Raw genomic sequence first — 12016 nt, 5'->3', positions numbered from 1 at the left:
GTGTGGTGAAGAGCAATGGCTGATGATTATACAAATGCAAAAATAACTGAATACGGCAAGTTTCTCGATATAGTGGAGGATGTCGGGTTCATGCCCCTATCCAAAAATTGCATTGATTTTATCAATCTTTCGGATTTAACTCTGACGGAGCAATGGCATACAGGACTGGCATCAGATCCATGGCAATGGAGGATAAAGATAGAAGCAGATAATAAGGCTGGATACGCAAAGCTGTTTGACAAGAAACCGGGATTTATATCTCTCCAATGGTACCCTGTGTTTCTTGCTGCACGAAGAAGGGGACGGAGCTTCGAAGACATGTACTCAGAGGGTCTTATAAGCAATTATGCAAAGAAAATCTATGCTTTGTTTGAAAAACATGAAAACCTGGCCATCTTTGAGATAAAAGCGATGGCAGGCTTTACAAGGGAATCTAATTCAAAATTTGAAGCTGCTATGTGCGAACTGCAAATGGGAATGTTTATCACAATAAATGGAACCAAGCAGAAAATCAGTGCAAAAGGAGATTTATACGGCTGGCCTGCCACAGCTTATTCAACGGTTGAAAAGTGGGCAGGCGAGGAGCTTATTTCAAAAGCACAGCGCATAAATCCCAAGGATGCAGCGGATGAAATCTTAGAAAGAATTGAACAGTTTTCTCCAAATATGGAGTCTAAAAAGGCAAGAAGGTTTGCAGGGTTGTAAATTTTATTCAACCCTGCCATCGTCCACATCAAACATTGGTGGAAAAGCAATGATGCCCGGCTGTATTTCACCTTTTTCAACGAAACGCCTCGTAATTGACGTTTGCCGTACTATTATAATCCGATACTCTTTCACTTCTTATTTTTATATTCATTGTCTATTTCCTCCCTTTATAGTATTGCTTTTGAAACTTGGCAATCTGCTTACCCCATTGTTTTTGCTGCAATCTGAGCTTCCCTTCTTTTCTAGCTTCGAGATGTGCCAATTCTTTTTGCAGCTTGAGCCAGCTCTCCCATCTCACAGCATCCAGGGCACCTGTCTCCAAGGCTTCCCTAACGGCACAGCCCGGTTCATTTCCATGACTGCAATCATGGAAACGGCATGATTGCACCAATTGCTCGACATCGCCAAACATGGCCTCTATGCCGGTTTCTGCTTCCCACAGGGATAGCGTGCGCATTCCGGGCGTATCCAAAATCAATCCTCCTCCAGGTAAAAGCACCAGCTCTCTATGAGTTGTAGTATGCCTACCTCTGCTGTCGTTTTCACGGATTTCGTGAGTCTTCAGCAATTCCTCTCCAGCCAAAACATTTACCAAAGTTGATTTGCCGACACCGGAGGAGCCGAGCAAAGCAATGGTTTTCCCAGGTTGAAAATATTTTTTTATCTCATTTATGCCTTCTCCCGTAATGCTGCTAACCGCGTGGACCTCTATGCCTGGTGCAGTAGCATACACTGTTGCCATCTTGACAGGAATATCGTCGCAGCAATCAGTTTTAGTCAATACAATTACAGGTTCTGCACCGCTTTCCCATGCAGCGATAAGATACCTTTCAAGCCTCCTCATATTGAAATCTCTGTTCAAGGATTGAATAAGGAAAACAGTATCTACGTTTGCTGCTACAATTTGTTCTTTAACCTCTATTCCTGCAGCAGTCCTTGAAAATTTTGTCTTCCTTTGCAATACATATCTGATACATGTTGAAGCACTGTCTATTGACTCCAATGCAACCCAGTCTCCGGCCGCCATGTGGAAGTCATCACCAAATTTTTGCACCGGCCTGTTGACGCAAATCTCACCATGATCACAAGCTACTCGCAGGATCTGACCATAATCTGCAATTATCCTTCCCGGAAACAATCCCTCTTTGAATTTTTTATTCCATTGATTTTCAAAGTATTCATTCCACCCATATTCATTTATGCTCATTTTTTCATCCTTTCTTAATCACTTTTTAACACTATGCCCTAGGGCACCTTCTCTTGCCCCTCTGGGGTAATTCGCCTTGAATAAAGTCTCGTTCAATTTTTGCTTATACCGCAGTCAAGCAAAAAAGCATAGAAAAATCCCGCAGATAACGACCACCTGCGGGATTTGCACAAAAGCAATAAAAAAACACGCTACCAGTGCGTGTTAATATTCATTAGATACACGATTCAGGTTGCTCGTAAGAAGCTGCATAGGCAACGCAAACAAAGCCTTGAATGAGGCACATTGTATACCTATGCCGATATTTTATTAACTAAAAATCACCTCTATATATATTTCAGACATAAAACACTACCCCTTTCCTATGTAAAATTTCTTATTTGCATAAATACTTCAACAATTTTATTATATAAGCGGTGTCAATAATTGTCAATAAGGGTTTCTAGGATATATCTTTATTCCTAAGAAAATATTTTATCGATGGCCACCCAATGTTTGTTATCACTAATCCAAGGATTATTACTAAGCCGCCCAACCACTGCATCTCAGTAAGTTGTTCACCAAGAATGATGCGGGCGGTGACCAGACCTGTGATGGGGACCATAAGAGAAAGCGGGGCCACCTTGCCTGCCGGATATTTTGCAAGCAGCACGCTCCATGTGCCATAGCCAAACAATGTAGCAAAGCAGACCAGATAAAAAACAGCAAATAGAGATGTGGCATTTAAGCTTCTTATTGCTTGCATCAATGCCTGCGGCGTATCCATCATCAAGGCGAGCCCAATAAAAGGGAGCGGCGGCACGAGGCTTGACCAGACCACAAAGCTTAGCATATCTAATTTTTCTTCCTTTAATGCCGCCCTATTCACTGCATACCTGACTATTATATTTGAAAGTCCCCAAAAAACAGCCGCTGATACAGTCAAAAAAAGTGCTCCGAGAGGTATCGAGGTCAATCCGTCCGTACCTGCACTGCTTCCTATTAAGATGAGCCCAAGCGCTGCAACAGCAAGCCCGGATATCTGGTTGGCCTTTAATGGCTCTTTTAGCGCTATCGCTGCAAACAAGGGAGTGAAGAAGGCTTGAGATTGAAGTATGATCGAAGAAATCCCTGCCGGCATGCCTATATCCATTGCATAAAACAAACAGGCAAACTGGCCGACCCCTACGGTCAATCCATATGCAATGCAGTAGCGCCACTCCACAGCGGGACGCTTTACAAAAGCTATTGCAGGCAAAGCCGTAAAGGTATATCTCATAGCGGCAAGCAGCATAGGCGGTACGCCGCCAAGCCCCAGCTTGATGACCGTAAAGTTGGCTCCCCAGACCGTTACTACCAATAAAGCAAAGCTGAGGTCTCTCTTATTCATAGTATCCCTCCAAGTCTAATATGCGTATTGAAATGCTTTCATCTCATGCTTCCCAATGCCCTCTGAATTCTGTATGGTCGTTTCCCAAGTAATCTATATTTGCACTGATCCTCACAACCGTACTGTTGTTTTGATGCTGGATATGAACATCCGACGGCCTCCCGTCATCGCCTCTGTTCTCCAGATGATTTTGTAAAATTTCTGATGCAATCTCATCACTATACCGATCATAAATTTTATTATACTCATCTGCCGGAATCTCAAGCACCACGCTGTGCCGGCCATCATTTACGTTTCTTCTTTCTATAATACTGTTGTACATGTCGGTTATCTCCTTCCTCGGATTATTGTTTATCTATTATTTAGCTTCTCTACAAAAGAGATTTTTATCCGACTTCTTCAGATATCCGGGAATGAGAGATAAAGCCTCCGCTAAAATGCTCATTATTGCAATATTGGAATATCGATCAGGCAATATAAAGCTTATTAAGCCTAAAATTATAATCATAATGACAGAAAGATACTTTAATCTTTTTCTTCTGTCTGTACTGATAATCGGCTTATTGGGATGATCTACGGGAGCATAGATAAACGCTAGAATTATGCTTACAAGCAAAAGGATTATTTTTACTGGCATTGCCATTTGGAAGCTTATACCGATGTATAAGGCTGCGGTAAAAATAGCCAATGTTGTAGTAAAGCATCTCCAGTATGTTTCCTCATGATAGCCCCCGGCAAAAGACCTTGTCACGATAAAAAACATTAATACAGTAATAAATTCCAGAGTGTACGAGAAGAAAGAAAAAATGAACAGGTAAATTATAATTTTTGAGGCTTCGCTAAAAAGGCATTCAAGCCCAAACTTTATCTTTATTAGCTGTAAATCAGTGAGGCCCGGTACGTTATTCTTAATATGCTTTGTCATATATTCTGCAATCTTATTCATGCTTCTCATCCTTTAGGGGAAATTTGATCAAAAATTGTGTCTCTATATCGCTGCTATATGCTTCAATATGTCCGTCATATTTTTTCACCAGATTATTTACAATATATAGACCCAATCCATGCTCGGATTTTTGAGCTTTAGTCGAAAATCCATTTTCAAATATTTTCGGAAGTATGTCTTCCGATATTTTAGGCCCGGTATTTGCGATAGAAATAAAGTATTCATTGCCTTCTATATATGTACACAATGACACAACTCTGTTGTCATGGTCTTCGATGGAGGTTATGGAATCAAAAGCATTGTCCAGTATATTGCTTATAATGCTTATTATATCATTGTCTTTAATATCTAAATGGCTTAATGGCGCCTCAATTTCCACATCTAAGCTTATATCATTCCTATGAGCAAAGTTGCTCTTTACAACCAATAACCCATCTATATAAACATTTCCTGTGTCGAAGACTTTATATGATTCCTTTAGATCATCGGCAAGCTTGCCCACATAGCTTTTTATGCGCTCAGCCGAGTCGGGCTTATTCAGTATGCATAGGGCATTTATAGCATTCAGGTGATTTAGGTAGTCATGCTTTTCCCTTCTTAAAATATTGATTATAGCATCCAGATTGTTTATGTACTCAATCTGTAAAGTATACTTATTCTTTATAGCCAAAAGCTTTGTTCTGTCATGGTAATCAAAAATACCAAACAAAATATAAGCTAAAAATATAAAGAACAGCAATATTTCATACTTGAGTAAATCTTTAGGGTTATATATGATATAGTTTAAGCTTGCAAAAAAAATACTCATCAGAAAAATACCAAGAACAGAATAGTTCAGCAAATTTGTGCTTTCCTTATTTTCAGAGACTTTTATTACCGGTTTTAAGTCGCTTCTGAATAATAATACGCCGATGGTCATTTGAACTATCTTTGCAATCACAGAAAATCTCATTTTTATCGTAGGATTAGATATAATATCGTTTACGCTTATTTGAAAAAATAAATTCAGTAAAACAGCTATCAAAGCTTCCGTTACAATTATAACTATTATAGGTATCGCAAAGCCCACAATTGACAATATAAGACTGTTCTTTGTTATCGCACTCAGTACTACACCAGAGAAAATACTTAATATCAAAGTATGATAACCATTTGGAAAGCTTAAAGTAATCCAAAATGAAAAAATCGTATAGATTGCAATAAAAAGCCATACTTTATGCTTGTTTTCATGTATATACTTTTTCCTTTCACCAATAAGTACTGTTGAAAATATTAAAAAAATAAATATACCTTCCAATATTGCAAAAAATATTTCGTTTATAATAAGCTCCTTCATGAAAATTCCCTCCGCAAATGATTAAAATAAGGGGGTAACCCCCTTATTTTAATAGTTCTTCCGGACACTTTGCTTGCTGCGATAACCAAGCAGTCGCTACGGAAACAGAGGTTGTCCCAACAAATAGTGCGAATAAAGCTAGTATTGATAGCGATTGTCTGTTAAAAAACTTAACTATTTTTTTCATAACGATCCTCCTTTCAACAATATTTAAGCAATTGCGGGTTTTCTACCATCATTGCAATAGTAAACATTTCTATATGTAATCGCAACTGGCAGCTTTCCCACAATGGTTTAAGCTATGGAAAACCTTTCAAATAACTATATCACTTAAATAATAGCAAAAGGCCGTTTAGACTTCAATAGCAGTTTAGCATGAATTAGAGAAAAGTATCTGTGCCAGAGCACAGATACTTCCACAAATTCCTATTCCTTTGAAACAGAGTTTAAAATATCCATAAACTCATCACCCATTATAGTTTCCTTTTGAATGAGATATGATGATATTTTGCCCAATGCCTCCATATTTTCCTTCAGCAAATCCTTTGCTTTTTCATAGCAGTTCTTCAAAATTTCTTGGACTTCCCGGTCGACCTCAGCGGAGGTTTCGCTTGAACAGTTTTGAACCGGTCGGCCGTCAAGATATCTGTTTTGAATGGATTCGAGGCCCATCATCCCAAATTTATCAGACATGCCGTACATGGTTACCATCTGCCTTGCAAGCTGTGTGGCTCTTTCAATATCATTTGATGCTCCGGTAGTTATCTCATTAAACACAAGCTCTTCGGCAGCTCTCCCTGCTAATAATACAACAATTTGTTCAGTTATTTCATCTTTGGTCATCAAGAACTTTTCTTCCTCAGGCATTTGCATCGTATATCCCAAAGCTCCCATAGTCCTTGGTATGATGGTGATCTTGTGTACAGGCTGGGTTTTCTTTTGGAGGGCTGATGCCAATGCATGCCCTACCTCGTGAAAAGCAACAAGATTTTTTTCATTTTGTCCCATAACCCTGTCCTTTTTCTCCTTGCCTGCAATAACAGTCTCTACCGCTTCAAACAAATCATCCTGTCTCACTTTATCTCTTCCCATCCTCACCGCTCTAAGGGCCGCTTCATTGACCATATTGGCTAGGTCCGCTCCTACAGCGCCTGCTGTAGCCAAGGCAATTTCCTTGAGGTTCACCCCTTCATCCATCACTATATTTTTCGAATGAACCTTAAGTATCTCTTCCCTTCCCCTCAGGTCCGGCTTATCAACAATGACTCTTCTGTCGAAACGCCCCGGTCTCAGCAAGGCCTTATCAAGAACCTCAGGCCTGTTGGTAGCTGCTAGTATAACGACTCCCTTTGAAGAATCAAAGCCGTCCATTTCAGCAAGGAGCTGATTTAAGGTCTGTTCTCTTTCATCATTGCCTCCGATATTGCCTTCCCTGCTCTTGCCTATTGCATCTATTTCATCAATAAAAACTATACATGGTGCTTGTTTCTCAGTTTGTTTAAACAAATCCCTTACTCTTGCAGCACCTACCCCTACAAACATCTCTACGAAGTCCGAGCCTGACAGTGTGAAGAACGGTACCTTAGCCTCACCTGCTACAGCCTTGGCCAGAAGGGTTTTGCCTGTACCCGGAGGCCCTACCAGAAGGGCTCCCTTTGGCAGCTTTGCTCCTATCTTTGTATATTTCCCCGGGCTATGGAGGAAATCAACTATTTCCTTTAAAGATTCCTTGGCTTCTTCCTGGCCGGCTACATCATTAAAGGTAACCCCGGTGCTTTTTTCAACATATACCTTGGCATTGCTTTTTCCAAAGGACATGGTCCCGCCGCCCATCTTCTTGCTGAGCGACCCCATGAGCATGGAACTGAACAAGTAAAATATTCCAAACGGTAAAATCCATGAAAGTATGAAATTTACGATCGGGGACTGCTTATTATCAACCGGTGTTTTAAAATCTACACCTGAACTATATAACTTATCATAAATCTCCGGATAGTCCAATCTGCCCGTATAAAACATTTTCTTATCGGCCATGGAAACATCCTTATCAGTCTTAGGGATTATTATGATTCTATCTCCAGTGATTTGAACTGATTTTATCTCATTATTATCCAGCATTTTAAGAAATCTGCTGTATTCGATCTCTTGAAAGGCTGATTGGGAAATCAAAGACATCATCCAATTGATTGCCAGAGTAATAATAAGAGCTACTACAATAAACTTAGGCAAGCCTTCTTTTTTGGGCAACATATATCCCCCTCCTCAGCATCATTATAGTTCCGATCCCGTGCTTGCTAACATTTTTCCGACAGATTGATCAGCCTGTCCTCTATTCTTTTCATATCATCATCAGAAAGCGCCTCAAGGCCAAAAAGATTGGAGAATGCAATTCCATAGCATGCAAAGCAGATAATCATGGCCATTATAGGGTCTTCCATATTGCTGATATTTTGAAACCACTCTTTCCGTTTTTCTCTTACCGGCTCCAAAAGTTCATGATCCATAGCTATCGCCGCAAGAAAACCTGCCATGGTATTTGTATCTGCCGTATTTTGATTGAATTGCTCTTTGATAAAAGATGTTAGCCAATTTGCAGAAGTGATCTGACATTCAAATTGCTCCATATGATATTCAATCAGAGCCTTTATCAGCTTATCTTTGCTCGGATAGTGATATAAAAGGCCACCCTTGCTTACACCGGCTTTTCTGGCTACCTCTTCCAATGTGAAACAATTCAATCCTTTATTCGCAATAACTTTATTTGCTTCACATAAAATTCTTTCCTTAACAGAGATATCCATGAGCTAACAACTCCTCTCAACCGTCTGGACGGTATAGTAATACCGTATCAAATATTGCTATGCCTGTCAAGTATTCGTGGTATAAAAACAGATAAACGCTATATTATTTGCTATCCCCAGGTCAATCTCTCCAAAGAGATATGTTTCCTATACCAATCATCATTTTGCAATAGTGTTTCAGGCGAGCCTGCACTTCTTATCCTCCCGTTTTCCAAAATAACGACTGTATCGCTGAAAGCCACGGAAGACAAGCGATGGGATATGGATAATATGGTATGGGCGTGGCCTGCCTTTTGCAGGACTGACACAATCTTTTCTTCTGTTATCGAGTCAAGGTTTGCGGTGATTTCATCAAGCAATAAAATGGGAGGGCTGGTCACAATAGCTCTCGCTATAGATAAAAGCTGCTTCTGGCCCTGTGAAAAAAGAGAATCGCCGGTAATCTCCGTTTCAATACCATTTTCCAAAGATTCTACATAATCTGCAAGGCCCACAAAGTTCAGCGCATTGCAGATTTGCTCTTTTGTTATGCTCTCATCCTGGAGGCTTATCTGTTCGGCAACAGTGCCTTTTATCATATGAAAGCTTTGGTCTACATATCCGAATATTTTGCGTTTTTCAGAGTTCGGTATGCTGTATACATCATATCCGTTTATGGTGATGCTTCCCTTAGCCGGCTTCAACAGGCCTATGATCAATTTGAATAATGTAGATTTTCCTACTCCTGTCCTTCCGGCAAATGCAACCTTCTCCTGGGGTTTTATCTTCAGGTTGATGTTCTGCAAAACATCAGTATCTTTCTCATAATTAAAGGCTACATCATTAAATGATATCTTTATTTTCTCACGGTTTTGGATGATATCATCCGCTTTTATTTGATCATCCTTGCATTCATCCTCAGGCTCATTGTAGAAGTCATTAACTCTGCGGATGCCGGATACTGCATGTTGAATGCTCTGAAGCTCCATACCCAGGTTTTCGATAGGCGAAAACAAATTTGAGATTAAGTCAATGGATGCAGCCACCATTCCCAATGATATTCCTAAATAGTTGAGTTGTCCGGAGGACAGTATTACCATAAAACCGATTACAACAGCACGGGTGAGCTGTATGATAGGAGAGAATACAGAATCATAAAAATTTACTTTTCCCACCGTTTTGAAATTTTCCAGCAGATACTCAGCATAGTTATCTTCCATATAGCTTTCCTTGCTGCAGGATTTGATCATCTCAATATTTTTTAAGCTTTCTGAAATATGATTGTTCACCTTGCCCACCAGAACCCGGTTTTCCATTTGTGCTTTCAGCATTCGCTTTTGAAAAAGCCTGGTAATCCCATAAATAAAAGGCAGCAGCAGCAAGGTGACAATTCCAAGCTTTCCGCTGAACATCCAGATGGAAGCAATAATGCCTATGATCTTAAAGCAATCGATCATCATCCCCACAATGCCGCCGGTAAACAATGAACTCACAGCTTCAACATCATTAGTAAATCGTGATACCACTGCACCGGATTCATTATAAGAAAAGAAGAGTGCATTTATTTTTTCCAGCTTATGCATCATTTCAAGCCTGATCTCTTTGATAATCTTTTGACCTATGATCGTAAGGATTGCCCCCTTGATAAAATCAAACAAGCCTATAAGCAGCAGCACCGCCATATAAGCGATTGCCAATGCAAACAACCCGCTGCCCTTTTCAGGTACAAGATTGTTATCGATGATATGCTTCAATATCTGAGGGGGAATCAGGCTTGAAATAACAACGCCGCAAACAGCAAAAATTAAAAGCCCGTTTAATAAAATGTTTTGCTTGATCACATTGATGACAGATCTTTTTACCAAGCTATTTTTAGTCATTGTTATCACCTGCCATGCATTGTAAATTAAATATCTCTGCATAGAGCCCGGAGCTTTTCATCAGATCATCATGGGTTCCATAGCTTGCTGTTTTGTCGCTGTGCAGAAATATAATCTTATTGATCCTGCTGAAAATTGTTAAGCGATGAGAGATAAGTATTATTATACTGTTTTTATAATTAGCCTTAAGATTTTCAATGATCCTCTCTTCTGTCTTCATATCAATTGCAGAAAACGGATCATCTAAAATTATGATTTTGCTTTTGTTCAAAAGCGTCCTCGCAAGTGCGATCCTCGCCTGCTGGCCCCCGCTTAACCTTATCCCGCTGCTGCCCACTAATGTATCTACACCATCCGGCATGGATTGCAAATCAATATCGAAACAGACATCTTTCATAACAGAGGTTATGTCCTTCTCATTCCCGAGAGTGATATTGTTGTATATGGTATCGGATAGCAGCTGGGGCTTATGACCAAGATATGAAATCATCATGCTGCGCTCGTATTCGGAATAATCTTTCAGCTCCTTGCCATCTATCCTTATGCTGCCTATATAGGGGTACAGTCCCAGCAAAGAGAATCCGAGTGTAGATTTGCCGGAGGCAATAGGGCCTGTCACGCCGATGATTTCTCCATGATTGGCTTCGAAGCTTATATTTTTAATTATGGCCTCCCTGCCTGCAGGATAACAAAAGCTGAGGTTTTTTACCGATAGCTCAGTGCTGCTTTCATCAATATCTGATGCCTTATCTTTTATTTGATATTCTGCAAGATAAGGCTTGATACGCTTCCATGATACCTGTGACTTTTGCACAGAATTGAACAGTTTGGCTGCTTTGCTTGCTTTATTGGCCATCGCGGCAAACATTACGATGTATGTAGAAAATATGCCTACAGTCCAGCTGCCCTCAATAACCTTTGTACCGCCAAGATAGATTACAGTTATAACTCCCAGCATGGCAATAACATTATATATGGGCTGCATGGAATTTTCTAAAATATTGGCTTTGATTGCCTTTCTTTGCAGATCCTCTAAATCGTCATCATATTTTTGTCCGTTTTGAGCCTCTATGCCATTGGCGCGATAGAGCATGGCATTCTCAATAGCGTCGTACACGATACCGGCTATGTAGCTGCTTTTTGAGCGAAAGGAAGCTGAATATTTATAAATAACGTTTTTCAGCTTTTCGGCAAGGGCCATGGCGACGGGAATATATAGCGTGGAAAGGACCGTTATTTTTGCATCGTACGCCAGCATTGATACGAGATAGGATGCCATAAGCACTCCGGTGTCAAATAACTCTGTAGTAAACTTGCGCATTCCTTCAACACACACATCAACATCCGAAACGGCTCTTGTAATCAAATTCCCTATATTTTCATTCCCCAGTTCCTCAAGGCTTTTATGCATTATATTATTGTATATCATAAACCTCATAACGGCACTGGTATTATTGGCAAAGCGCCTTATATAAAAGCGCTTAAAATAACGCAATAGTTGTATCATTCCGATTAAAAAGACAAAAGACCCAGCCAGCCTTATGACTGAGTCCAAGCTTTCAGCGCCGGCGATGGAATCTATCAGCTTGCCTTGGTAAATAGGACCTAAAACAGTGGCACTGTTAAAGGTAAGGCCGAATATTACAATGCATGCTACAGTAAATTTTTCTTTTTTCCAATAATTGATGATCTTATCGGGCTCTTTCATTGGCTCAATCTTCAATCTTGTCATAATGAACCGCCTATCTTTTCTATCCCACAGCTAACCAACGCTAATACTCCCACTCCTT

11 protein-coding genes are annotated in these 12016 nt (G+C 40.1%); 1 reads left to right on the top strand and 10 read right to left on the bottom strand.

The window, feature by feature from the left end; translation table 11 throughout:
• Positions 1 to 15 precede the first annotated feature (15 nt).
• Positions 16 to 705 carry an AlkZ-related protein gene (locus AC4HCY_RS10690; protein ID WP_491094245.1) on the top strand — a complete coding sequence of 230 codons (690 nt, stop codon included), beginning with the start codon at positions 16 to 18 and terminating at the stop codon, positions 703 to 705.
• A 157-nt stretch (positions 706 to 862) separates the two neighbouring features.
• On the opposite strand, the gene rsgA is transcribed toward AC4HCY_RS10690, so the two are convergent.
• From rsgA to AC4HCY_RS10640, 10 genes are all read right to left on the bottom strand, one after another.
• Positions 863 to 1915 (bottom strand): ribosome small subunit-dependent GTPase A, encoded by a 1053-nt coding sequence (gene rsgA / locus AC4HCY_RS10685; protein WP_323432103.1) that lies wholly within the window; start codon positions 1913 to 1915, stop codon positions 863 to 865.
• Between the two features lie 442 nt (positions 1916 to 2357).
• Entirely contained in the window at positions 2358 to 3284 is a 927-nt protein-coding gene (locus AC4HCY_RS10680) for an EamA family transporter (RefSeq protein ID WP_323432295.1), read from the bottom strand.
• A gap of 43 nt (positions 3285 to 3327) precedes the next feature.
• Entirely contained in the window at positions 3328 to 3606 is a 279-nt protein-coding gene (locus AC4HCY_RS10675) for a hypothetical protein (RefSeq protein WP_323432296.1), read from the bottom strand.
• A gap of 36 nt (positions 3607 to 3642) precedes the next feature.
• Positions 3643 to 4230 carry an accessory gene regulator ArgB-like protein gene (locus AC4HCY_RS10670; RefSeq protein ID WP_491094244.1) on the bottom strand — a complete coding sequence of 196 codons (588 nt, stop codon included), beginning with the start codon at positions 4228 to 4230 and terminating at the stop codon, positions 3643 to 3645.
• Positions 4223 to 5566: a sensor histidine kinase gene (locus AC4HCY_RS10665; RefSeq protein ID WP_323432298.1), complete on the bottom strand. Its 1344-nt coding sequence runs from the start codon at positions 5564 to 5566 to the stop codon at positions 4223 to 4225. Before AC4HCY_RS10665 ends, AC4HCY_RS10670 begins: the two co-directional genes overlap by 8 nt.
• Before the next feature lie 43 nt (positions 5567 to 5609).
• Positions 5610 to 5753 carry an AgrD family cyclic lactone autoinducer peptide gene (locus tag AC4HCY_RS10660; protein WP_323432299.1) on the bottom strand — a complete coding sequence of 48 codons (144 nt, stop codon included), beginning with the start codon at positions 5751 to 5753 and terminating at the stop codon, positions 5610 to 5612.
• Positions 5754 to 5992: 239 nt separating this feature from the next.
• Positions 5993 to 7816, bottom strand: a complete 1824-nt coding sequence (gene ftsH, locus AC4HCY_RS10655) for an ATP-dependent zinc metalloprotease FtsH (protein ID WP_491094243.1) — start codon at positions 7814 to 7816, stop codon at positions 5993 to 5995.
• Positions 7817 to 7860: 44 nt separating this feature from the next.
• The gene (locus AC4HCY_RS10650) at positions 7861 to 8367 is read right to left on the bottom strand and encodes a TetR/AcrR family transcriptional regulator (RefSeq protein ID WP_323432301.1); all 507 of its coding nucleotides are present in this window, start codon (positions 8365 to 8367) and stop codon (positions 7861 to 7863) included.
• A 110-nt stretch (positions 8368 to 8477) separates the two neighbouring features.
• Positions 8478 to 10226 (bottom strand): ABC transporter ATP-binding protein, encoded by a 1749-nt coding sequence (locus AC4HCY_RS10645; protein ID WP_491094242.1) that lies wholly within the window; start codon positions 10224 to 10226, stop codon positions 8478 to 8480.
• Complete coding sequence (locus AC4HCY_RS10640) at positions 10219 to 11958, bottom strand: ABC transporter ATP-binding protein (protein WP_491094241.1); 1740 nt, start codon at positions 11956 to 11958, stop codon at positions 10219 to 10221. Before AC4HCY_RS10640 ends, AC4HCY_RS10645 begins: the two co-directional genes overlap by 8 nt.
• Positions 11959 to 12016 lie beyond the last annotated feature (58 nt).

This window comes from Lutispora sp. QWL-02 (assembly GCF_058315355.1).
The sequence above is the reverse complement of the archived record's forward strand: the minus strand, read 5'-3'. Positions and strand labels throughout refer to the sequence as shown.